We start from the raw sequence: 24,019 nt of genomic DNA, 5'->3' as shown, positions 1-24,019 counted from the left end.
AAGGAAAGAGTCACTATGAAATCGCTACTCGACCTGTTCAAGCAATTCACGCCGGACGAGCATTTCGATGCCATCCGCATCGGCATGGCTTCGCCCGAAAAGATCCGTTCGTGGTCTTTCGGCGAAGTGAAGAAGCCTGAAACCATCAACTACCGCACGTTCAAGCCTGAGCGCGACGGCCTGTTCTGCGCCAAGATTTTTGGTCCCATCAAGGACTACGAATGCCTGTGCGGCAAGTACAAGCGCCTCAAGCACCGTGGCGTGATCTGCGAGAAGTGCGGCGTTGAAGTCACGCAGACCAAGGTGCGCCGCGAGCGTATGGGCCACATCGATCTGGCCGCTCCTTGCGCCCACATCTGGTTCCTGAAGTCGCTGCCATCGCGTCTGGGCCTGGTGCTTGATATGACGCTGCGCGACATCGAACGCGTGCTGTACTTTGAAGCTTACGTGGTGACCGACCCTGGCATGACGCCGCTGAAGAAGTTCAGCATCATGTCCGAGGACGACTACGACGCCAAGCGCAAGGAATACGGCGACGAGTTCATCGCCAAGATGGGCGCCGAAGGCATCAAGGACCTGCTGGAATCCATCGACATCGACCTGTCGATCGAACGCCTGCGCGGCGATCTGACCGGCTCCGAAGTCAAGGTCAAGAAGAACGCCAAGCGCCTGAAGGTGCTGGAAGCGTTCAAGAAGTCGGGCATCAAGCCCGAGTGGATGGTGCTCGAAGTGCTGCCCGTGCTGCCACCGGACCTGCGTCCGCTGGTGCCGCTGGACGGCGGCCGCTTTGCGACGTCTGACCTGAACGACCTGTACCGCCGCGTTATCAACCGCAACAGCCGTCTTCGCCGCCTGCTGGAGCTGAAGGCCCCTGAAATCATCGCGCGCAACGAAAAGCGGATGCTGCAGGAAGCCGTGGACTCGCTGCTGGACAACGGCCGCCGTGGCAAGGCCATGACGGGCGCCAACAAGCGTGCCTTGAAGTCGCTCGCCGACATGATCAAGGGCAAGTCGGGCCGTTTCCGCCAGAACTTGCTGGGCAAGCGCGTGGACTACTCCGGTCGTTCCGTGATCACCGTGGGCCCAACGCTCAAGCTGCACCAGTGCGGTCTGCCCAAGCTGATGGCCCTGGAACTGTTCAAGCCGTTCATCTTCTCGCGCCTCGAAGCCATGGGCATCGCGACGACGATCAAGGCCGCCAAGAAGGAAGTCGAATCCGGCACCCCCGTGGTGTGGGACATCCTGGAAGAGGTCATCAAGGAACACCCCGTGATGCTGAACCGTGCGCCTACGCTGCACCGTTTGGGTATCCAGGCCTTTGAGCCCATCCTGATCGAAGGCAAGGCCATCCAGCTGCACCCGCTCGTTTGCGCGGCCTTCAACGCCGACTTCGACGGTGACCAGATGGCTGTCCACGTCCCGCTGTCTGTGGAAGCGCAGATGGAAGCCCGCACGCTGATGCTGGCCTCCAACAACGTGCTGTTCCCCGCCTCGGGCGAACCCTCCATCGTTCCTTCGCAGGACGTGGTGCTGGGCCTGTACTACGCCACCCGTGACCGTATCAACGGCAAGGGCGAAGGCCTGGTGTTCGCTGACACCGGTGAAGTGCAGCGTGCCCTGGACGCTGGCCAGGCCGAACTGGCCGCCAAGATCACGGTCCGTATGACCGAGTGGACCAAGGACAAGGCCACGGGCGAATTCGTGCCCTCGACCTCGTTGGTGGAAACCACCGTGGGCCGTGCACTGCTGTCCGAGATCCTGCCCAAGGGCTTGCCGTTCTCCAACATGAACAAGGCGCTCAAGAAGAAGGAAATCTCGCGCCTGATCAACGTGTCCTTCCGCAAGTGCGGTCTGAAGGAGACGGTGGTGTTTGCCGACAAGCTGCTGCAAAATGGCTTCCGTCTGGCGACCCGTGCTGGTATCTCGATCGCCATCGACGACATGCTGGTGCCGCCGCAAAAGGCCGGCATCATCGAGCGCTCCGAGAAGGAAGTCAAAGAGATCGAACAGCAGTACGTGTCCGGTCTGGTGACTTCTGGCGAGCGCTACAACAAGGTGGTGGATATCTGGGGCAAGGCCGGCGACGAAGTGTCCAAGGTGATGATGGCCCAGCTGTCCAAGCAAAAGGTCATGGACCGCCACGGCAAGGAAGTGGACCAGGAGTCCTTCAACTCCATCTACATGATGGCTGACTCCGGCGCTCGCGGTTCCGCAGCCCAGATTCGCCAGGTGGCCGGTATGCGGGGTCTGATGGCCAAGCCTGACGGCTCGATCATCGAGACGCCTATTACCGCGAACTTCCGCGAAGGTCTGAACGTGTTGGAGTACTTCATCTCCACCCACGGTGCCCGTAAGGGTCTGGCCGACACGGCGCTGAAGACGGCGAACTCCGGTTACCTCACGCGCCGTCTGGTGGACGTGACGCAGGACTTGGTCGTGACCGAAGAGGATTGCGGCACGGCCAATGGTTCGCTGATGCGCGCCATCGTCGAAGGCGGTGAAGTGATCGAATCGCTGCGTGAACGTATTCTGGGCCGTACTGCGGCTGAAGACGTGCTGCACCCCGAGAACCGCTCGGTGCTGGTCGGAGCCGGTGTGATGCTGGACGAAGACCTGATCGAAGAGCTGGAAGCTGCTGGCGTGGACGAAGTGAAGGTGCGCACGGCGCTGACCTGCGAAACCCGCTACGGCCTGTGCGCCAAGTGCTATGGCCGCGACTTGGGTCGCGGTGGCCTGATCAACCTCGGCGAAGCCGTGGGTGTGATCGCTGCCCAGTCCATTGGCGAACCCGGCACGCAGCTGACCATGCGTACCTTCCACATCGGTGGTGCCGCTTCGCGCGCTGCCATCGCGTCGAGCGTGGAAGCCAAGTCCAACGGCGTGATCGGCTTTAACGCCACGATGCGCTATGTGAGCAACACCAAGGGCGAGCTGGTGGTGATTGCGCGTTCGGGTGAGATCATCATCCAGGACGAGCATGGCCGCGAGCGCGAGCGCCACAAGGTGCCTTACGGCGCGACGCTGACGGTGAAGGCCGATCAGGCCATCAAGGCCGGTACCATCCTTGCCAACTGGGATCCGCTGACGCGACCCATCATCACCGAGTTCGCCGGTCAGACCAAGTTCGAGAACGTCGAAGAAGGTCTGACGGTGGCCAAGCAGGTCGATGAAGTGACCGGTCTGTCCACACTGGTGGTGATCGATCCGAAGCGCCGTGGTGCTGCCAAGGTGGTGCGTCCGCAAGTGAAGCTGATCGACGCTCAAGGCAACGAAGTGAAGATCCCTGGCACCGACCACTCGGTGACCATCGGCTTCCAGGTGGGCGCTCTGATCCAGGTGCGTGACGGCCAGGACGTGGGCCCGGGCGAAGTGCTGGCGCGTATTCCGGTCGAAGGCCAGAAGACCCGCGACATTACCGGCGGTCTGCCCCGCGTGGCCGAGCTGTTCGAAGCTCGCACACCCAAGGACAAGGGCACGCTGGCCGAAATGACCGGTACCGTGTCGTTCGGCAAGGAGACCAAGGGCAAGGTCCGCCTGCAGATCACCGACCCCGAAGGCCGCGTGTTCGAAGAGCTCGTGCCCAAGGAAAAGAACATCCTGGTGCACGAAGGCCAGGTGGTGAACAAGGGCGAATCGATTGTGGACGGCCCTGCCGACCCACAAGACATCCTGCGCCTGCTGGGCATCGAAGAGCTGTCGCGCTACATCGTTGATGAAGTGCAGGACGTGTACCGCTTGCAGGGCGTGAAGATCAACGACAAGCACATCGAGGTGATCGTTCGCCAGATGCTGCGCCGCGTCGTGGTCGAGAACGTCGGCGAGTCGAACTACATCGGTGGTGAGCAGGTCGAGCGTTCCGAGATCCTGAACACCAACGATGCACTGCAGTCCGAAGGCAAGATCCCCGCGACCTACAGCAATCTGCTGCTGGGTATCACGAAGGCATCGTTGTCCACCGACTCGTTCATCTCGGCAGCTTCCTTCCAGGAAACCACCCGCGTGCTCACCGAGGCTGCCATCATGGGCAAGCGCGACGAGCTGCGTGGCCTGAAGGAAAACGTGATCGTGGGTCGCCTGATCCCCGCAGGTACCGGCATGGCCTACCACCAGGCACGCAAGGCCAAGGACGCCATGGACGACGCCGAGCGCCGCGCCATCGCCGAAGCCGAAGCCGCTGAAATGGCTGCACAGTCGGACGCCTCGGATGTGGACAGTGGCAGCGTTACTGCCACCGACGCAGCGGCAGACTGATAGAAAACAGCAAGGTCTACCCCAGGCCTTGCTGCGGTCGCCACAGCGCCCCCGTCCTGTCCCAGGCAGGCCGGGGGCGTTTTTGATGGGCGTGTGTCTTTTCACCGCCCGTCGTTTGTTTCAACTTTCTGTTTTTCGGGCCGGGACGGGTGCAGCAGCATCCATCCCGGCAACTGTGCATGCTGTGGTCGTCGCCCCTTTTCTGGATTGCTTTTGCCATCTTTCTGTTTTGGGCCCTGGGGGCCTACAACCGTCTGATGCGCTTGCGCTCGGCCGTGGTTCAGTCGTTCGGCAGTTTTGACGCGCACATGGTGCGGCTGGTGGCTTTGCTCGGCGAGTTTGGGGCGGCGCAGTCGGTACAGCGCGGCAGCTTGCTGGCCGACGAGGATGTGCAGGCACTGGCCGCACTGCAGGGTGCCGTGACGCAATTCAGCGCATCGCTGGCAATGGCACGCGCCCGTCCGCTGCAGGGCGATGCCGTGGCCGCGTTGTCGGCCGCCCGCGAAGTGCTGCGAGCTACCTGGGCCACGGCCTTGCAAAAGCTGCTGGCCGATACGGCGCAGCCAGCCGCCCTGGCCTCGGCGGGCGACCCAGGCGTTGCCACCGGGTCTACCGGGTCTTCGCCCGTGGTGTTGTCGATCTGGCAGGTTCGCTGGGAAGAGCACACCGTCCAGAACGAGCAAGCGATTCGCGTGTTCAATGAGGCCGTGGTGCAGTACAACAGTGCCATCGCCCAGTTTCCGGCCAGCTTGCTGGCCTGGGTGTTCGGCTTCAAGGCGGCGCGTGCGCTCTAGGGTGGTGTTGCGCGCTCTCTGGCACTTGAAACGGCGTCTTTTCGGCCAGGACCGCATTGTCAATCTGCGCGACACCTACAGGTATCGCTGTGGGTTGTGCCTTGCCTCGACCAAAGATCCATCGATTTTCAATGTGCCGTCCAGCGTGCAACATCACACCAGCCCGTTTTCAGGATCACGATGACTCCACCTCCCCACAACCGCCCCCGCCGCTCTGGCGGCAACGCGCCACGCCCCGTGCGCGCGGGCTCCGGCCAATCTCCGCAGCAGGCTGATCCTGCCGCGGTCCCACGCAGCACAGCGACTTCGTCGGGCTCCGCGCCGGTGCCCCTTTGGCGGCTGCTGACGGCAGTGGCCGGCGCCTTGCAGGCGATCCGGGGTGGGCAGTCGGGCACGACAGCGCTGGCGGCAGTGGAGACCGCGTTGCGCCCCGGTGTGCAGGCTTTGCTGTTCCAGGTGCTGCGCCAGGCCGGGCGGGCCGAGGCCTTGCGCCGCCAGCTGGCCACCCGCGCCCCTGCACCCGCCGCCGATGCACTGCTGTGCAGCGCGCTGGCGCTGTGCTGGGATCCGCAGGCATCGCCCTACGAACCCTTCACCCTGGTGAACCAGGCGGTGGAGGCTGCCAAGCACCACCCAGCCACACGCGCGCAGGCGTCGTTCATCAACGGCTGCCTGCGCCGGTTTTTGCGCGAGCGCGATGTGCTGGTGGCAGCCACCGACAAGGACCCGGTGGCACGCTGGAACCATCCGGCATGGTGGATTCAGCGCCTGCGCAAGGACCACCCCCAACACTGGGAGCAGATCCTGCACGCCAACAATGCCCACGCGCCCATGGTGCTGCGGGTTAATCAACAAAAATGCACGGTGGCGCAGTATCTATTTGCCTTGAATGCTATTGGTTTAGGAGCGATCGCCGTCGGTGACCACGGGGTTGCCCTGCAGCATGCCGTGCCCGTGCAGTTGCTGCCGCACTTCGCCGAGGGCTGGGTGTCGGTGCAGGACGCCGCCGCACAACAGGCGGCCCCTTTGCTGCTGCAAGGGCTGGACCTGACCCAGCCCCTGCGCGTGCTCGACGCCTGCGCTGCCCCTGGCGGCAAGACCGCGCACTTGCTGGAGATGGCGGGTCCGCAGTCCGCCCTGCAAGTCACGGCGTTGGAGATCGATGCCACCCGCAGCGCCCGCATTGGCGAAACCCTGCAACGCCTGGGGCTGACGGCCCAGGTCTTGGTGGCCGATGCCGCTCGCCCGCAAGACTGGTGGCAGTCGCAGTGTGGCGGTGCGTTGTTCGATGCCATCTTGCTCGATGCACCGTGCACAGCTTCAGGCATCGTGCGGCGCCACCCGGACGTGCGCTGGCTGCGCCGGGAGTCCGACATCGCGCAACTGGCGACCTTGCAGGCAGCCCTGCTCAAGGCCCTGTGGCCGCTGTTGCGCCCTGGCGGGCGCCTGCTGTATTGCACTTGTTCCGTGTTCCGTGCAGAGGGCGATGCCCAGGTGCAAACGTTTCTTGCAAACAACACCGATGCGCAATTGCTGCCTTCGCCGGGCCATTTAATTCCCGGCAACGCGGACAAGGGCGGGGCTGTCCCGGACAATCTGAACGGTGACCACGACGGCTTTTTTTACGCACTGTTGCAAAAATCGGCGCAATGAGCCCCGTGGGGCGCGCTGGTTACTGGTGTGCGCGTGGGTTGTACTGCTTTTGGGGGCGATGTTCTGCCTTGCGCCACAGGCTGGTGCCGCGCAGGCGGCCCCCACCGAGGTCGGCGATCTGCGCCTGGACCGGGGAGATGATGGCCTGTACCTGAGTGCCAGCCTGCAATTTGAACTGCCCGAGCTGGCCGAGGATGCCTTGCAAAAAGGCATTCCCATGTTCTTTGTGGCCGATGCGCAGGTGTTGCGCGACCGCTGGTACTGGTCGGACCGGCTGGTGGCCGAGACCACCCGGTACTTCCGCCTGAGCTACCAGCCGCTCACCCGCCGGTGGCGGCTGAACATATCTTCAACGCCCTTCACCAACAGCGGCCTGGGTGTGGTGTTGGGCCAAAACTTCGACAACTATGCCGATGCCCTGTCGTCGATTCAGCGATTTTCACGTTGGAAGATCGCCGAACGCGATGTCATCGAGTCAGATGCCGTGCATACGGTGAACTTCCGCTTCCGCCTGGACATGTCCCAGTTGCCCCGGCCCTTCCAGATCGGCGCGGTCGGCCGGTCGGGCTGGAACCTGTTGGTGTCCCGCAGCCAGCGCCTGGGCGCAGAACCCGCCAAGTGAGCACCAACCCCTCGTCATCCGGCGTCTCGGCGTCTACCCATGCCACCGCCCGCCAGTCCCGCGCGGTGCGCTGGGCCGTGGGCGTCGGTGCCGCCATCATGTCGGCCATCGGCATGGTGCTGCTGTTCTTGCTGACGCTGGCCACCAACAACCGGGTGCTGTACGAGCGCAACTACGCCTGGCTGTTTGGCGTCAACGTGTTTGTGGCGCTGCTGCTGCTGCTGGTGTTGGGCTGGGTGGCCGTGCGATTGGGGCTGCGCCTGCGCCGAGGGCGTTTTGGCAGCCGCCTGCTGGTCAAGCTGGCAGCGATTTTTGCGCTGGTGGGGCTGATGCCGGGGCTGCTGATCTATGTGGTGTCTTACCAGTTTGTCACGCGCTCCATCGAAAGCTGGTTTGACGTGAAGGTGGAGGGGGCGCTGTCTGCAGGCGTCAACCTCGCCCGTGTGTCGCTGGACTCGCTGGCCACGGACATGGCCGCCAAAACTCGCAATGCCAGTGCCCAGGTGGCCCAGGTGCCCGATGCCGCCGCAGGCCTGGTGCTGGAACGCATCCGCGATCAGCTTGGCGCGACCGACGTGGTGCTTTGGAACGCGTCCGGCCAGGCGGTGGCCAGCGCGGGGCAGTCGCGGTTCAGCCTCAACCCCGAACGGCCAGGTGCCGCCTTGCTGCGCGCGGCGCGCCAGCAGCGCGTCACGGTGCAGATCGAAGGGTTGGACGACATTGCCGACCCTGCCGCCGCGCAGAACGCTCGGGTCAAGGTGTTGGCCCTGGTCAGCAGCCCCAGCGTGGGCCTGCTGGTCGAGCCGCGGTACCTGCAAGCCACCTTGCCCCTGCCGCCCGCACTGGTGGCCAATGCCATTGCCGTGCAGGAGGCCAACCGCGAATACCAGGAACGCGCGCTTGCCCGGGGCGGGCTGCGGCGCATGTATGTGGGCACGCTCACGCTGAGCCTGTTTCTCGCCGTGTTCGGCGCGGTGCTGTTGGCCGTGCTGCTGGGCAACCAGCTGGCTCGGCCTCTGTTGGTGCTCGCCGAAGGGGTGCGTGAGGTGGCGGCTGGCAACCTGAGCCCCAAGGCCGCGCTGCAAAGCAAGGACGAGCTGGGCGGGCTGACGCGCTCGTTCGCACTCATGACGCAGCAACTGGCGGACGCGCGCCAGGCCGTGGAGCAGAGCATGGGCGAGGTCGATGCCTCCCGCGCCAACGTGCAGACCATTCTGGACAACCTTACGGCGGGCGTCATCGTGCTGGACGCGCAGGGGCTGATCCGCTCGTCCAACCCAGGCGCTACCCGCATCCTGCGGGCGCCCATGGCCGTGTATGAGGGGCGGCCACTGTCCGAAGTGCCTGGCCTTGCAGAGTTTGCGGCGTCGGTCCAGGGCCACTTTGATGCCTTTCTGGGCGACAACGAACGCCACGGCCTGGATCATTGGCAGCAGCCGTTTGAGCTGCATGCCTCATCCGGTGGGGCCGGACAACACGCCACCAGCCTGGTCGCGCGGGGCGCCGAGCTGCCAGATGCCACTCGACTGTTGGTTTTTGACGACATTTCGGAGATCGTTTCGGCCCAGCGCGCGCAGGCCTGGGGCGAGGTGGCGCGCCGGTTGGCGCACGAAATCAAGAACCCGCTGACCCCTATCCAGCTCTCCGCCGAGCGGCTCGAAATGAAGCTCTCGGGCAAGCTGCCCGATACGGAACAAGCCATCCTCGCCAAGTCCGTCAAGACCATCGTCGATCAGGTCGATGCCATGAAACGACTGGTCAACGAGTTCCGCGATTACGCCCGTTTGCCCGCAGCCGAACTGCATGCGCTGGACCTCAACGCATTGGTTACCGACGTGCTTCATCTGTATGGTTCAGAAAACGCAACCGTGCCTGTAGAAGCCGAGCTGGACGCGCGCTGCCCCTGGATTGCGGGCGATGCGCAGCAGTTGCGCCAGGTCGTGCACAACCTGCTGCAGAACGCCCAGGACTCGACCGAGCAGGCCCGCGCCGGGGCCTCCGAGCCAGTGCCGTCGGTGCGCATCAGCACCCGCTGGAGCGAATCCTCTCGGCGTGTGCGGCTCACGGTGTCGGACAGCGGCGGGGGCTTTCCGTCGCACATCTTGCAGCGCGCGTTCGAACCCTATGTCACCACCAAGCCGCGTGGCACCGGCCTGGGTTTGGCCGTGGTCAAAAAGATCGCAGATGAGCACGGTGCGCGCATCGAACTGTCCAACCGCACCGAAGACGGCGTGGTGCGCGGCGCCCAAGTGTCGTTATCATTCGCCCCTGAACCAGCGGTGGCGTCATAACAACACCGCCCCGCAGTACCTCCAAGGCGCTTCAACACACATGGCAAACATTCTGGTGGTCGATGATGAGCTCGGCATTCGTGACCTGTTGTCGGAAATCCTGAACGATGAAGGTCACAGCGTAGACCTCGCAGAAAACGCCACGCAGGCCCGCACGGCCCGGGCGGGCAACGCCTATGACTTGGTGCTGCTGGACATCTGGATGCCCGACACCGACGGTGTCTCCTTGCTCAAGGAGTGGGCCACGGCCGGCGTGCTGACCATGCCAGTCATCATGATGAGCGGCCACGCCACCATCGACACAGCGGTCGAGGCCACCCGCATTGGCGCCTTCTCGTTCCTCGAAAAACCCATCACCCTGCAAAAGCTGCTCAAGGCCGTGGAGCAAGGCCTGGCCCGCAACGCAGCCCATCAGGCCGCCCCCGTGGCTGCCACAGCTGTGCCTGCAGCCACCCCGGCCGACCCGACCTTTTCGCAGCTGCCAGCCGTCTCGGCGGTGATGGTGGGGGTGGACCCTGGCCCCCACGCGCACCAGGGCTTCGACCTGGACCGCCCCCTGCGCGAGGCGCGCGATGGTTTTGAGAAGGCCTACTTTGAGTTCCACCTGGCCCGTGAAGGGGGCTCCATGACCCGCGTGGCCGAAAAGACGGGCCTGGAGCGCACACACCTGTACCGCAAACTGCGCCAGCTGGGCGTGGACCTGGGACGCGGCAAGCGCGGCTGATCAATTAATTTGTGCCTTTTTGCCAGAAAGGCAGATTTTTCTGGCTATAATTTGAGGCTCAGGCCCGGTAGCTCAGTCGGTAGAGCAGAGGATTGAAAATCCTTGTGTCGGTGGTTCGATTCCGCCCCAGGCCACCATCTTTCTTTCTCAGACGATCCCAAGTCAGCTCAGAAGTCCTTGTAAATCAAGGGCTTAGCCCGAAAAGGCGGCTCAAGCGGTATCGTTTAATCTCACAAAATCCTGTTCTTGCGTGTACCCAACGGTGTACCCCAGACTGCTTTTCAACCGCAGTCATTTTTGGGTACACCATGGGTCAACTCAACGAGCTTCAGATCAAGGCGGCAGCGCCGCGTGACAAGGAATATTTGCTGGCGGACGGCGATGGTCTTTACCTTCGCGTGCGGCCGACCGGCAAGGTGTGGGTCTACCGCTACAAGCAGTTCGGCAAAGAAGCCAAGCTGACCCTCGGCCACTACCCGGTGGTCTCGCTCGCGGCGGCGCGCAAGAAGGCGCGCGCCGAGGCCGAGAAGCGCGCTGACGGTATCGATCCCCGAGAGGCGCGGCGTGTGGAAGAGGAGCGCGAGCGCGTTTCTCGTCTGAACACCTTCGAACTCACGGCCCGCGCTTGGCACGCTCAGGCGAAGAAGGATCAGGAATGGTCGGACGGCTATGCCGTCAAGGTGATGCGCCATCTGGAACTGCACATCTTTCCGTGGATCGGCGCACTGGCGATGGAAGCCATTGCCCCCACGGAAGTGGTCCGGTGCCTGCACCGCATCAAGGAGCGCGGCCATTTGGAGACGGCGCAGCGGGTGCGCGAAGCGGTGCAGCACGTGTTCCAGTATGCGGTGGATGTGGGGACGCTGGGGGCGGGGCAAAACTTCGTGAACAAGCGCACCGGCGGTTTGCCGGCGCCGCGTGCCCGCCACTACGCGGCCATTACCGATCCACAGAAGCTGGGGCAGTTGCTGCGAGACATCCAGGCCTACAGCGGCAACGTCATCACCCGTGCGGCCCTGCAGCTTTCGCCGTTGCTATTCCAGCGCCCCGGCCAGTTGCGCCTCGCGCATTGGGAGGACGTGAACCTCGACCAAGCCGTGTGGCGTTGCCCACCGGAGAAGATGAAGCTGCGGGAATGGAAGAAGCGCGACAGCCGCACGCCGACCCACCTCGTGCCATTGCCTACCCAGGCCGTCGCTATCCTGCGGGATCTTCTCCCGCTGACCGGCCCCACCGGACCGATCTTCAAGAGCATGGCCAAGCGCTCGGAGAAGACGCGCTACATGAGCGACAACACCGTCAACAGCGCCTTGCGAACGCTCGGCTACGACACGAAGGAACAGATCACGGGGCATGGCTTCCGTGCCACGGCGCGCACCCTGATCCGCGAACTGCTGGGCTGGGACCGCGAGGTGATCGAGCGGCATCTGGCGCACGTGTCGGACGAGGAGCTGGGCGGCAGCTACGACAGGACGACGCACTTCGAGCAACGCCGCCGGATGATCCAGGTCTGGGCGGACCTGCTGGATCACCTTGCTGCGGGCAAGCCGGTGGGGCCGGTGCGCGACCTGCGTCAGACCGACCCGGTGCCGCAGGAACTCAAGGAATGCTTTGCCTCGTTTGCAAGTGCTGAAAACGGGGAGGGCTTTCTGGCTGAGGCGTAGCCGTCCGATAGCCTGCTGGATCGTCGATCCATGCCTGAAGCTCGAAGCTGGACCACGCGGAAGCCCGACCTCCCAGGTGAACCGGGGCAGGAAAGCGCCCTTCCGCAACACGTCGGTAGATCGTCGAGCGGCTGAGAGCAGAGATCCGCATCACGTCGCGCAAGCGGTAGTAGGCGGGCGGAGCCTTGGAGGTGTTCGGCTTGGGGAGGGTCTGGTGGAAGAGCATGGCGATTCCTTATCGGGCAATGCCGAAAGGATGCGTCTCATCAAGGCCCAGACCAACCCAGGGGAGAGAGGCTAAGCGTACGCGGTACGAAAGTAGGGCATCCGCAGCCACGTTTACGACCACTTGCGCGGAGCCGTTGACCCAACGCCCAAGCGCCAATGACAGCAACCTGAGCCGTCTGCGAGAAAAAGGCCTACGGTGCTGCTGTGGTCTGTATGGCCGCGGGCCGGGCCTTACGCTTCTTGATCGTGTCTGCGCTTCGCTTCTCGATCTGCCCACGCCATGTTTCCAGCGCCATGATGTCGGCGAGGAGTTCATCAGGTTCCGGAATGGCGACGCCACCCATGAGCGCTTTGTCGTGCGCATAGTTGGAGCACTTCGCCATGCCCGCATTCACCTGGGCGTAGTCGTCATCCTCGACCACCACACCTACCAGCCGCTGGGTCTCGACACCTGTAAGCGCACGGTCATCCCACCCTTGAGGTTCACGACGTAAGCGGCAACGATGGTGTCCACCAAACGAGTGAACCGACCCCCAAACCTTGGACAGTTATGGTTTCATGCGGGCGCCGCGGCGGCCTGCGTCCTGTACGCCACTGGGCTCAGGCCTCCGAGCCCGATCTTGATGCGATCCACGTTGTAGTAGCGAATGTAGTCGTGAAGGGCGGCCTTCAACGTCTCGGTCGTGTCGAACTTGTTGAGATGGAACAACTCGCACTTCAGCGTTCCGAAGAAGCTCTCCATGGCTGCGTTGTCATAGCAGTTGCCCTTCCGCGACATGCTCTGAACGACCCCGCTTTGATGCAGGCGTTGGCGGTACGCGGGCATGCGGTACTGCCATCCTTGGTCCGAATGCAGGATCGGTCGCTGGCCTGAGTCGAGCCGGTTGAACGCCTTGGTGAGCATGTTCTTGATCATGACCGGCAGTGGACGCTCTGCAATCTCGTACGACACGATCTCGCGGTTGTAGAGATCCATCACCGGCGACAGGTACAGCTTCTGGTTGTTCACCTTGAACTCGGTCACATCGGTCACCCACTTCTGATTGGGCTCATCAGCCGTGAAGTCGCGCTCCAAGCGGTCCGGGGCCGTCTCGGAAGCTGCGCCGTCATAGGCCTTGTAGCGTTTTGGGCGGACCAGCGACTTCAACTGCATCTCGACCATCAGCTTTTGGACCGTCTTGTGGTTGACGACGAGACCTTGCTGGCGCAGCTCAGCGGTGACCCGTCGATAGCCATATCGGCCTTTGTGACGGTTGAAGATCTCGCGGATCTTCGCTTTCAGGTCGCAGCGTTTGTCACCCGTGCGGATAGCCTTCAGCTGGTAGTAGAAGCTGCTGCGCGCCAGCTCAGCCGCGCGCAGCAGATCGGCGAGAGGGAAGTGCGGCCTCAACTCGAGCACGATCAACGTCCTTTCACGGGCGCCGAGCGCGACTTGGTTCGAGTCAAGGCCTGCACTTTTTTTAGGTAAGCATTCTCCGCGCGCAGTTGCTGGAGATCGCGTAGCAACTCTTCGCGGCTGCGTTGGTCGTTCGTCACCGCCTCGCGGTCATCGTGCCTGCTCGGCGGCTTGCTCATCCTCGTCTGTTCCCATTTCCAGCCAGGCTGCAAAGCTGCTGCCCCATGAGCGGCGTACAACCGGCTCCACTCCGCTACCAGGTCGAGGCGCCGGATGTTGAAGAGGGCCGCAACCTGCCTACACGACAGACCCTTATCCTGCATCCGGCGCAGGACCTCGAGCTTGAAGTTCAGATCGTAGATGACGCGCCTTTTCGCCACCAGACCAGCTTTCCCATTGGCCTCGTACGCGGCGATCCACGCCCTCAGCGAATCAACGCCGACGTCGTGCGCGCTGGCGGTGGCGCGCAAGCCGCCAGCGCCCTTCCGGTAGGCCGTGACGGCAGCAAACTTCTGTTTCTCTGTGTACCTGGTCACTTCGATTCCTCGAATTCGTCCAGGTTTCGGGGGTCAGATCACGAGATAGGTGGACACCATGAACGAAGCCAAGAACAAGACCCGTCGGCGCCACAGCGCCGAGCTCAAGCAACAGATCCTGGCCGAGTGCGCCCAGCCCGGTGCATCGGTGGCCAGGGTTGCGCTCTCGCACGGCATCAACGCCAACGTCGTGCACAAGTGGCGCCGACTGGCCCATGCCCCCAGCACAGATGTGCAAGTCCCCACCTTCGTGCCGGTGGCGCTGCCTGCGCCCAGTTGCGCGCCGGCCCCGGACATCCGCATCGAGTTGCGCCGTGGCGCCACAAGCGTCTCGCTGACGTGGCCGGTCGGTGCTGCCGAGCACTGCGCAGCCTGGATGCGGGAGCTGCTCAAGTGATCCGCATCGATGCCCTGTGGCTGGCCACCGATCCACTGGACATGCGTGCCGGCACAGACACCGCTGTGGCCCGAGTGGTGGCCGTCTTCGGTGCTGCGCGCCCGCATCACGCCTACCTGTTTGCCAACCGGCGAGCCAACCGCATGAAGGTGCTGGTGCACGACGGCATCGGGGTGTGGCTGGCAGCACGGCGCCTGAACAGCGGCAAGTTCGTCTGGCCTCGTGAGGGTGCGTTGACCGCCACGCTCAGTCGCTCGCAGTTCGATGCGCTGGTGCTGGGCCTGCCCTGGCAGCGTCTGGGCGATGGTGGCGTCATCACCGTGATCTGACTGGCCTGTGCGCAAGCACTTGCCAATTGGGGCATGCGCCGATGGTGCGGCTGCACCGGCGCTGGCACAGTCCTGCCCATGGTGGTCGCTCCGCAATCGCTGGAGAGTCTGAGTGCAGAACAACTGCGCGAGCTGACCGCTCGGCTGATGGTTCAGGTTCGCCACCAGAGCGCGCTGCTGGACAAGCTCACCCACGAGAACGCGCTGCTCAAGCGCATGAAGTTCGCCGCCCAGTCCGAGCGATTCAACCCCGAGCAGAAGAGCCTGCTCGAAGACGAGATTGAAGCGGACCTGGCGGCCGTGGCCAGCGAGATCGACGCCCTGGCGCAGACGCAAGCACCGGCCACCTCCGAGAAGAAACAAGCCAAGCGGCTGCCCTTGCCAGCGCACCTGCCACGCCGCGAGATCCGCCACGAACCCACGTCCACCAAATGCGCGTGTGGGTGTCAGATGAAGCGCGTGGGCGAGGACGTGGCCGAGAAGCTGGACTATGTGCCCGGCGTCTTCAGCGTCGAGCGCCACATCCGCGGCAAGTGGGCCTGCGCCCGGTGCGAGACCATTCAACAGACACCGGTCGACGCGCACGTCATCGACAAAGGTATCCCCACCACCGGCCTGCTGGCCCAGGTGCTGGTGGGCAAGTACGCCGATCACCTGCCGCTGTACCGGCAGGAGGCGATCTTCGGCCGCGCCGGCCTGGCCATCCCGCGCTCGACCCTGGCGCAGTGGGTGGGCACCTGCGGGGTGCGGCTGCAGCCGCTGGTCGATGCACTGAAGACCGAGAGCCTGGGCCACCGGGTGCTGCACGCCGATGAGACACCGGTGGCCATGCTCAAGCCCGGCGAGGGCAAGACGCACCGCGCTTACCTCTGGGCCTATGCGCCGGGGGCCTTCGAAGGCATCAAGGCTGTGGTCTACGACTTCTGCGAGTCGCGCTCGGGCGAACACGCCCGGCGCTTCCTGGGCCACGGCACCGACAAGGCCTGGAAGGGCAGCCTGATCTGCGACGACTTCAGTGGCTACAAGGCGCTGATCGCCAGCGGCGTGACCGAGGTGGGTTGCCTGGCCCACGCAAGACGCAAGTTCTTCGACCTGCACGCGGCCAACCAGAGCCAGATCGCCGGATTCGCGCTGCAGCAGTTCGCCCGGGTCTATGAGATCGAGCGCGGGGTCAAAGAGTTGGACACCGAGCAGCGGCAAGCCGTTCGGCAGCAGCAGACCCGGCCGATCCTGGACGCCCTGCATGAATGGATGACGCTGCAACGGCGCCAGGTGCCCGACGGATCAGCAACCGCCAAGGCGCTGGACTACAGCCTGCGGCGCTGGGATGCGCTGACCCGATTCGTGGATGACGGACAACTGCCGGTGGACAACAACTGGATCGAGAACCAGATCCGGCCCATTGCCATCGGTCGCAACAACTGGCTGTTTGCCGGCAGCCTGCGTGCGGGCCAGCGAGCGGCCGCCGTCATGAGCCTGATTCAGTCGGCCCGCATGAACGGGCATGACCCATACGCCTACCTCAAGGACATCCTCACGCGACTGCCCACGCACAAGGCCAGCCGCATTGACCAGCTATTGCCGCACCGCTGGAAACCCGCCGACGCCTGATCATCAGCCTCTGTGGACCTGTGTTTGCCGGACGCTTACCGACACCTTTGCGGAAGCGAAGGATGACCTCACGCAGCAGCACCTCTTCGACGGCGCGCTCCCACGCCATGCGCAAACGGAAATAGGCTTCAACGGTCAGTCTCCGGCATTCCTGTTCTTCGCCGTCCTTGTGGAGCTTGGCGACGGTTTGATGCTGGGCCTTCAGGGCACCGATCCGCTTGCTCGCGGTTTTTCCCTCGAACGGCAGATCCGGATCGGCAATCCCAAAACCTTCGGCGCGCCGGATCAGGCTTTGGGTGGCAATCGAGACGCCAGCCAGTTTCGCCTCCTCGGCGAGCAGGCACAGGAAGTAGATGTCATGGGTGAATACGATGACTTGGCGTTGTGCTGCCTCGACGGCCAGGCGCCTCGCGACACGCTCGCGCCGGCGGTGGTCGAGGGATGACACTGGATCATCAAACACGATGCCGCCCTTGCCCCCGCTCAGTCCCACTTCGGCCAGAAAGGAGCCGATCGCGATTGCGCGTTGCTCCCCCTCGCTCAGGATGTCGCCCGGACTGCGGCTTTGCGGCAACTCCAGCTTGAGTTTGTGCAGGGCTTTGCCCCGGTCCGAACGGCTCTGCAACGTCACGCGCAGTGTCCCAACGCCCAGCGCCTTGAACTCGCGGTTCAGCGCCTCGGCCAATTCCTTGGATACCACCTTTTCCGCCAGTTCCGATGCCTTCAACGAGATGGCGTTGGTCTTCACGGCCGATAGACATTTCGTGAGTTTGGCTTGATGGGCGAGCCGAGCGACGGCCGTGACGACGGCATCCTTGACCTGGCTAAGCCGCACCCGTGCATCCAGTTCCACGAACTGCTTTTGCAAGGCTGCTCGGGCCTTCTCATCCGAGGCCTTCTCCAGGGTCTCGGCTTCGGCATTCAGCTTGTTCGCCAACGCCTGAAGCCGCTCTGCCGGATTGACCAGGGCCTGATCGAGGCTGTCCCACTGGTGCGAGAGCACGGCCGCTTTGATGGCCTCCTGGCGAGCCGTCAGAAGAGGCTCGAAAGCCTTGGCATCGGTGGCAAGTTGCGCGTCCAGGGCTTCGATCTCTCCATGCGTCACATCATCGAGGTTCAGCGTCAGGATCTGTGCAATGAACGGCTTGTATTCGGCGTACAAAGCGACACGGCGTGCCTGGGATGTTTTCTCCGCTTCTTGTTGAATGAAGGCTTCGAAGCGCAGCAAGCGGTCAGCACCTTCGGCGAGAGGTTGCTGGCAAAGGGGGCAAGGAGCTTCCGCGCCCAGCTCGGGAAACGCCTTGTCCGGATGGGATTCGACCGCGAACTTGCGAGCTGCATCGAAAAGTTCGCGCCATGCCTCGCCGCCGGTGCCCGGCAGCAAATTCTCACCTTCCTTGAATTGCTTCGCCGCGAGCGCGGCCGCAGCCTGCGCCGTGCGATAGCTGTCCGCCAGGCCTTTCAGTTTGGCGACAACGGCTTGATCTACCAGCGCGCCTTTGTTGGACGCATTCGTCGCGATGGCCGCCACACGACGGGCACGCAAGCGCAGTTGAGTGGCTTTCTCCTTCGGGTTGTTCTCCTTCAGACTTTTGTCCAGGGACACATGCTGGGCAAGTTCCTCCGGGGTCAACGTAGCGAGTGCATCGATCTGGGCTTGGGTCGTTTTGGCAGAAAGAGACGCGATCAGCTTGCCGACGAGCGTGTCGCCCTGCAGGGGCGCGAACGCCGTGAGATCGGCGGCGGAATGTGCATACTCAGTCTCTACCGCCGCCTTGAGCTGCTTGCAGATCTTCGCCAGTCCCTCGAACACATCAAGCCCGTAGGGCACATAGGAAAAATCGTCCTCGCTATCGAGGTACGCACGAGCGCAGCGCGAGTCGAAAATCGCAAACGATGACAGCGCAGCCGGAGCCGGCTTTCCATGCACCCAGTGTGCATCCTGCGCAACTCCGTCGATGGCAATCTGGAAGATGGCTTCGGGGTTCCCGGCCTTGCCTGCAGGCAGATTGGCGTTCGGATGAATCGGTTCCGTCCGGTCGCGCGCACGACATGCGCGTTTGAGCACGCGCGAGTATCCCGATTTGCCTGAACCGTTATCGCCATAGATGACTGTCATCCCGGAAGCGCCGAAAGGCAGATGCTGATTCTCCGCAATCGCATTGACATGCCGCATGTTCTTCATGGCATGCAGTTCAACGTGGGTTGTCACTTTTACCGGAGCTGGAATCTGCTCGGCTGTGAGTGGCTGGGGCTTGCGGTCCTTGGGGTCCGGAATGCCATGCGCGGCCTTGAGCAACGCGAACAGGTCGTCCTGGTCTTCTATCGTGAGCGCTTGCTTGGCCAGCAGGCGTGCCACGGCATCGCTCTGCCAGGCAGGCAATCCCTTCGTCCAGTCCAGTATTTCCTGCAGTATCGACATGGGTCTCCTCCAGTCGTCGCTGTCTTACCGTCCAGAAGGCACCCACCTGATTGCGGAATGGCGTAGAGCGACGTTCGATGTTTCAAGTAGAAACATTATGGTGTCCCGGCGTTCCGCCGTCGGGCTCGCGGGCTGCGCCCCGCGCTTCGTGCCGAATCGCGGCCATCCGGCTTTGATCCCTGACACCTCCGGCCCTTGAGGCCTGCGCGCTGCGCTTGCCAATGCAGGTGTGGTGTGTGGTGGGCTGGCTTGCTGGTCCCCTTCATCCTTGCACACCGTTCTCGCGCTCAAGGTCTACGCGTGCCTTGCACGCTGGCGTCCTGTCGGCCGTCTTCGAACCTGTGACCGCTGCGCTGCGGCGTGCCGGGTGCCGGTTCCGGGCAATTCCGCCCGAGCAACCGGAGATCGTCATGAACGACAAATCACACGTTTCGCTGGAACAACACGTCTGCCTGGTCTGCGGCGTGGCTTTCGACACCGGCGCCATCCTGCTGGACAAGCGCCTGCGCGCGAGCCTGGAGCGCCACACGGCGACCGGCTGGGGCCTGTGCGCCGAACACCAGAAACTGGCCGATGATGGCTTCGTCGCGCTGGTCGAATGCGATCCGCAGCGCAGCGGCTCGCCGGCGAGCAACGGCAACCTGAAGCCCGAGCAGGCGTATCGGACGGGACGGCTGGCCCATCTCAAGCGCGAGGTGTTCTCCAGGCTGTTCAACGTGCCGATTAAGGACAAGCAGGCTTGCGTCTTCGTCGAGCCAGGCGTGATTGAGCAGTTGCAGTCGATGGTGGCGTCGGCGGCGGATTGATCGACCGCTGACACCATCGGTGCGTCGTCTCGCGGGACGGCGCACTTTTTTTGCTGCGCCTGGTGTCGATGACTCCGCGCCTTCGGCGCTGCGCGCTGCGCTTGCCCTCCAGGGGATCGGCCAGTGGCCCATCCCCGCCGCGCTGCGCTTGGCGCCCCTGCAAGCCCGCCGAACCGGCTGCGCCGGATCGGCCACCCCACTGAACAGCCGAAGCGCACCCCGCACACAGGGGCGTGCAGTGGAGGCCGGTCTATGCCCGGCCTGGGTGACTTCTGTCCTCCCGCTCGAACGTGTTCTCTCCGGTGGCGGGACCCGCCACCTGCGCGCCGCCCTTGGCGGCTTGCCTGGCCTCTGCGGGTGCTCCTTCCGTCAAGGGCCGCTACGGCGCCCGTGTCCTCGGCTTCGCCTGCGGGCCGCGCCAGCGCCTTCGCTTCCTCCCTTGACGGCGCACCCGCGCCGGCCCCAGCCGGCCCTCAAGGCCGCGAAAGCGCTTCGCGGCCCCTGCGGAGCCCGAACTTCCAAGGAGAGCGCCTATGCAGAGCACCGAGTGATCCACCCACCCCTGTTTCTTTTCTTTCCATTCCTGTTGAACGTCCCCGAGAGGGACAAGGAGTCATCATCATGAATACCGTTTCCCATTCCGAATCCCAGGCCCTGCATGCCGTGGCCGCTGCTGCCGCTGCAGCAGCGGCAGGCGAAGCCATCACCTTCCCGGTGGCCGCGCCCTATGAACTGCACCTGATCGCACTGTCCAAACTGCGGCCCTCGGCGCGCAACGTGCGCAAGAGCGGCGGCACCGCGATTCCCGAACTCGCGGCTTCCATCGTCCGGGTCGGGCTGCTGCAGAACCTCACCGTGATCGCAGCGCCCGATGGCGAGCACTTCGAGGTGGTCGCGGGCAAGCGGCGGCTGGCGGCATTGAAACTGCTTGCCAAGCGGCACAAGCTCGGGAGGGACCATCCGGTGCCCTGCCTGCTGGTGCCCGATGCGTCGGCGCGCACCGTCAGCCTCACGGAAAACGTGCACCGCGAATCCATGTCGCCGGTGGATGAACTGTTCGCATGGAAGGCGCTGGCGTCGGAAGGGCGGGCGCTGGAAGACATCGCGGCGGACTTCGGCGTCACGCCGCTGGTGGTCCGACGGCGGCTGAAACTCGCCAACGTCTCGCCGCGTCTGCTGGCGGACTACCAGCAGGGGTCCGTCTCGCTGGAGCAGTTGATGGCACTCGCCATCACAGACGACCATAAGGCCCAAGAGGCTGCGTTCTATGAAGCCCCGCAGTGGCAGCGCAGCGCGGAATCGCTGCGCGATCACCTGACCTGCGAAGAGATCGACGCCAGCCGCGATGCGGTGGCGCGCTTCGTGGGGGTGGAAGCCTACGAAGCGGCGGGCGGCGGCATCCGGCGCGATCTGTTCTCGGACGAGCAGAACGGGGTGTTTCTCACCGATGCCGGGTTGCTGGACTCTCTTGCGCGGGACAAGCTCAGCGCCGTGGCCGAATCCGTGCGGGCCGAAGGCTGGGGCTGGGTGGAGGCCGCCCCGCGTGCCACGGCAGCGGAACTGCATGGCTTCCAGCGGGTGCGGCCCACGCGCCGGGAGCCGGGCAAGGCCGAGGCCAAGCGCATTGCCAAGCTGGAGGCCGAGCAGAGCCGCATTCAGGACAAGCTCGACGACGAGGACGCCGACCTGTCCGACGATGGTGTGCAGGCGCTGCACGAGGAGCTGGACCGGCTAGGCGATGAACTGGACGCCATCGAGCAGACCTTGATGGTGTACGCGCTGGGTGTGGTGCCGGTGGCCGGGGCCGTGGTGTCGGTCGATCACATGGGCGCGGTCGTGGTGCATCGTGGGCTGCTGCGCGAGGAACAGGCCAAGGCGTTGCGGGCGCGGGAGCGGCAGGAGGCCGGGGGGACGGCCAGCGAAGGCGCCAGCGGCGGCGCAGATGCGGAGGATGCCGAACCGGCCAAGCCGGGCATTTCGGAGAGGCTGGCGAAGCGGCTGAGTGCGCACCGCACCGCCGCCTTGCAGGCTGAGGTGGCCCGGCATCCGCACATCGCGCTGGTGGCCGTGGTGCATCAACTGGCGCACCGCGTCATCCTCGGCGGCTATGGCGGCACGCCCATCAACATCACGGCATCCGCGCAGGACAGGCTGGTGCAATACGCGCCGGACGTGGACGAGGCCCCAGCGGCGGTGGGCCTGCGCGAGGTGCGGGAGGCCTGGGCGGCACGCCTGCCCGGCAACCCGCAAGCGCTGTTCACCGAACTGCTGGCGATGCCGCAAAGCGAACTGCTGTCGCTGCTGGCCGTGTGCGTGGGTTACACCGTCTCGGCCATCGCCTCGCACGAAAGCGAGGTTCCCGCTGCCGCGCTGGCGCAGGCCGTGGGCCTGGACATGCACGGCTGGTGGACGCCGACCGCTGCGGGTTACTTCGATCACGTGTCGAAAGCCAAGGCACTGGAGGCGGTGCAGGTGTTCGCGCCGGGCGAGGTTCACCGGCTGGCCAAGCTCAAGAAGGCGCAGATCGCCAGCGAGGCCGAGCGGCTGGCGGCGGGGTCGGGGTGGCTGCCGGTCATGTTCAGGCAACCGGAGGCGGTTGCCGCCGTAGAGCAGGCCGGGGTTGACGCGGATGCGGACAGCGTGGAGCTTGACGCAGACGAAGGAGCGCATGCCACGGCGTGAATCGGTGCCCCGGCTTCGGCCGGGGCTTTCCGGTCTTGTCCCGCGCCTCGGCCTGCGGTCTCGGCGCGGCGCGCGCGGCGGGTGTGCCGCGCGCGTTTGAACTTCTGGATTCCAGCGGGCTTTGCCCGTGCCTCCTGGCAAGGCGCCTCGCCGTGTGGTGCGCGGGCTTGCGATCGGCCTTGCTGCACCCGGTTGTGCGTGAGGGCGCTGTCCTCGATGCTGGCAGGGCGCAATCGCCGTGATCGACGGTGGCTCGCCGACAGGCCGGATGCCATGCTGACTTCTCTGCCGCTGCTTTCTTCCTCTCTGCTGTCGGGCCGATGCGGCGGGGCGTTCTGCCCTGTCCCTGGACTCTCTGGTCAGCCGGCTTGGCGTTCGGCGGGGCCGAACCCATGCCGGAAGGCGGTTGCCGTGTGGATGTTGCCTGTGCTCGTGGTCCTTTGCGAGGCGTTGGTCCGCTCCCACGGCCTTGTCTTTGAGCGTGAATCCTGGCGCGGGCACGGCACCCCTTCTCTTCGCTGCCGCTGCGTTGCGGTGCGCCTCGGGCTTGTTCGCCGCAACCGGCCTGCCCAACAAATTTCCCCTGCGCTGCGCGCATTCCTCGCGAGGCAAATTTCCCGGGCCTGCCGGTCCTCCACGTTGTTTCGGCCCTTCGCTGCGCTGCGGGTGCGGCGCGCCCGGCACCTTGCCTGACCGGATCACCGCACAAGGCCGCGATGGGCGCGGACCTGGCACCACCTCGAAAGGAAATCATCATGAGCACCATCGGCAACTTCACCGTTTCGGGCAACGGCTTCACTGGCACGGTTCGCACCCTGACCTTGAACGTCAAGGTCCGCATCGTGCCCAGCGACAAGGGCAGCGAGCACGCCCCGGACTACCGCATCGTCGCGTCGGCGGGGCTGGAGATCGGCGCGGCCTGGAAGAAGGTCAGCAAGGCCGACCGGCCCTACCTGTCGGTGACGCTGGATGACCCGTCGTTCCCGGCGACGATCTACGCCCGCTTGGTCGAGGGCGAGGACGGCACGCACAACCTGATCTGGACGCGCAGCAAGGGCGACTGATTGCCGCCCCGGCGCCCCGCTTCGGCGGGGCGCCTTGTTGCGTTCGGCATCGACCTGGCGTCTCGCTCGGCGGTGGCGGGCGTTGTGTGGGGTGTGCTGGATGAAGTGGCTGGAGTTTCCCGTGGCCGTCGTAAAGATGATTTTGCTGCCTTGTGCTTTGACGGGTCGTCGTAAAGGCGTACAGCCGATTTCACTCTTCGTCGGGTTTCGGAGAAAGAGGTTCTGCGGTTCAACGATTCCGTGCGTCTCCGGCGATGCCGGACCGCGCTCTTGTGCTGCGCATCGAGCCGCCAGGCGTCTCGACCCATTCGGGCGCCGATCGCTGACGCCTTCGCGCCTGCGGCGCTGCGCGCTTCGCTTGCGGAAAACCGTGGCAGGCTGAGGGTGTGTGTGGGGCTGGCTAGCTGGTGAGCCCATCGTGCCACGGCGTCGGGTAGCAGCGGCGCATTGCTGCGCCGCCGCCCCCTAAGAACCGGACGTGCGAGTCACCCCGCATCCGGCTCAAGCCATTCTTCAGCACCATGGGGTGGCACCGAACAATCTGACGGA

The 24,019-nt window shown here is 64.4% G+C and carries 17 protein-coding genes and 1 tRNA gene; 14 read left to right on the top strand and 4 right to left on the bottom strand.

Annotated features, from left to right (window positions below):
* Positions 1-15: 15 nt before the first annotated feature.
* The 8 genes from rpoC to OIN59_RS24465 all read left to right on the top strand — a co-directional run bounded on the left by rpoC (position 16) and on the right by OIN59_RS24465 (position 11,999).
* Complete coding sequence (gene rpoC, locus OIN59_RS24500) at positions 16-4,251, top strand: DNA-directed RNA polymerase subunit beta' (protein WP_274114706.1); 4,236 nt, start codon at positions 16-18, stop codon at positions 4,249-4,251.
* 179 nt (positions 4,252-4,430) lie between these two features.
* Positions 4,431-5,045: a LemA family protein gene (locus tag OIN59_RS24495; protein ID WP_274114704.1), complete on the top strand. Its 615-nt coding sequence runs from the start codon at positions 4,431-4,433 to the stop codon at positions 5,043-5,045.
* Positions 5,046-5,369: 324 nt separating this feature from the next.
* Positions 5,370-6,698: a 16S rRNA (cytosine(967)-C(5))-methyltransferase RsmB gene (rsmB, locus tag OIN59_RS24490; RefSeq protein WP_274114723.1), complete on the top strand. Its 1,329-nt coding sequence runs from the start codon at positions 5,370-5,372 to the stop codon at positions 6,696-6,698.
* A 58-nt stretch (positions 6,699-6,756) separates the two neighbouring features.
* Positions 6,757-7,320 carry a DUF4390 domain-containing protein gene (locus OIN59_RS24485; RefSeq protein WP_274114702.1) on the top strand — a complete coding sequence of 188 codons (564 nt, stop codon included), beginning with the start codon at positions 6,757-6,759 and terminating at the stop codon, positions 7,318-7,320.
* A complete protein-coding gene (locus OIN59_RS24480; protein ID WP_274114700.1) occupies positions 7,317-9,611 on the top strand; it encodes a sensor histidine kinase in 2,295 nt (764 codons plus the stop codon). The genes OIN59_RS24485 and OIN59_RS24480 overlap by 4 nt, the downstream gene beginning before the upstream one ends.
* A 40-nt stretch (positions 9,612-9,651) precedes the next feature.
* Positions 9,652-10,335, top strand: coding sequence for a response regulator (locus tag OIN59_RS24475; RefSeq protein WP_274114698.1), 684 nt, complete (start codon positions 9,652-9,654; stop codon positions 10,333-10,335).
* 61 nt (positions 10,336-10,396) lie between these two features.
* Positions 10,397-10,472: transfer RNA gene (locus OIN59_RS24470), tRNA-Phe, on the top strand.
* A gap of 171 nt (positions 10,473-10,643) precedes the next feature.
* Positions 10,644-11,999 carry a tyrosine-type recombinase/integrase gene (locus OIN59_RS24465; protein ID WP_270174445.1) on the top strand — a complete coding sequence of 452 codons (1,356 nt, stop codon included), beginning with the start codon at positions 10,644-10,646 and terminating at the stop codon, positions 11,997-11,999.
* On the opposite strand, the gene OIN59_RS24460 is transcribed toward OIN59_RS24465, so the two are convergent.
* From OIN59_RS24460 to OIN59_RS24450, 3 genes are all read right to left on the bottom strand, one after another.
* Positions 11,935-12,225, bottom strand: a complete 291-nt coding sequence (locus tag OIN59_RS24460; RefSeq protein ID WP_270174444.1) for a helix-turn-helix transcriptional regulator — start codon at positions 12,223-12,225, stop codon at positions 11,935-11,937. The two genes, OIN59_RS24465 and OIN59_RS24460, sit on opposite strands and share 65 nt — an antisense overlap.
* 193 nt (positions 12,226-12,418) lie before the next feature.
* The gene (locus OIN59_RS24455) at positions 12,419-12,652 is read right to left on the bottom strand and encodes a hypothetical protein (RefSeq protein ID WP_270174443.1); all 234 of its coding nucleotides are present in this window, start codon (positions 12,650-12,652) and stop codon (positions 12,419-12,421) included.
* 131 nt (positions 12,653-12,783) lie between these two features.
* Positions 12,784-14,159 (bottom strand): IS3 family transposase gene (locus OIN59_RS24450; RefSeq protein WP_407655144.1). Its coding sequence is split into 2 segments (ribosomal slippage): positions 12,784-13,647 and positions 13,650-14,159, totalling 1,374 coding nucleotides; the frame shifts between segments, so codons are not numbered across the junction.
* 58 nt (positions 14,160-14,217) lie between these two features.
* Between OIN59_RS24450 and tnpA the strand changes: the two genes are divergently transcribed.
* The 3 genes from tnpA (at position 14,218) to tnpC (ending at position 16,496) form a co-directional block, all read left to right on the top strand.
* Complete coding sequence (tnpA, locus tag OIN59_RS24445) at positions 14,218-14,556, top strand: IS66-like element accessory protein TnpA (protein WP_270174441.1); 339 nt, start codon at positions 14,218-14,220, stop codon at positions 14,554-14,556.
* Positions 14,553-14,885, top strand: coding sequence for an IS66 family insertion sequence element accessory protein TnpB (gene tnpB, locus OIN59_RS24440; protein WP_270174440.1), 333 nt, complete (start codon positions 14,553-14,555; stop codon positions 14,883-14,885). Before tnpA ends, tnpB begins: the two co-directional genes overlap by 4 nt.
* Before the next feature lie 78 nt (positions 14,886-14,963).
* Positions 14,964-16,496: an IS66 family transposase gene (gene tnpC, locus OIN59_RS24435; RefSeq protein WP_274114721.1), complete on the top strand. Its 1,533-nt coding sequence runs from the start codon at positions 14,964-14,966 to the stop codon at positions 16,494-16,496.
* On the opposite strand, the gene OIN59_RS24430 is transcribed toward tnpC, so the two are convergent.
* Complete coding sequence (locus tag OIN59_RS24430; protein WP_270174438.1) at positions 16,420-18,918, bottom strand: AAA family ATPase; 2,499 nt, start codon at positions 18,916-18,918, stop codon at positions 16,420-16,422. The genes tnpC and OIN59_RS24430 overlap by 77 nt on opposite strands.
* A gap of 410 nt (positions 18,919-19,328) precedes the next feature.
* On the opposite strand from OIN59_RS24430, the gene OIN59_RS24425 reads away from it, so the two are divergent.
* The 3 genes from OIN59_RS24425 (at position 19,329) to OIN59_RS24415 (ending at position 23,470) form a co-directional block, all read left to right on the top strand.
* On the top strand, positions 19,329-19,724 hold the full coding sequence (locus OIN59_RS24425; protein WP_270174437.1) for an ATPase: 396 nt from the start codon (positions 19,329-19,331) through the stop codon (positions 19,722-19,724).
* Positions 19,725-20,345: 621 nt separating this feature from the next.
* Positions 20,346-22,406, top strand: a complete 2,061-nt coding sequence (locus OIN59_RS24420; protein WP_274114693.1) for a ParB/RepB/Spo0J family partition protein — start codon at positions 20,346-20,348, stop codon at positions 22,404-22,406.
* Between the two features lie 755 nt (positions 22,407-23,161).
* Positions 23,162-23,470, top strand: coding sequence for a DUF736 domain-containing protein (locus tag OIN59_RS24415; protein WP_270174435.1), 309 nt, complete (start codon positions 23,162-23,164; stop codon positions 23,468-23,470).
* The last annotated feature ends 549 nt before the right edge of the window (positions 23,471-24,019 follow it).

Source organism: Acidovorax benzenivorans, from assembly GCF_028680575.1.
Lineage (GTDB): Bacteria > Pseudomonadota > Gammaproteobacteria > Burkholderiales > Burkholderiaceae_C > Acidovorax > Acidovorax benzenivorans.
This window is presented reverse-complemented; position numbering and strand designations above follow the sequence as displayed.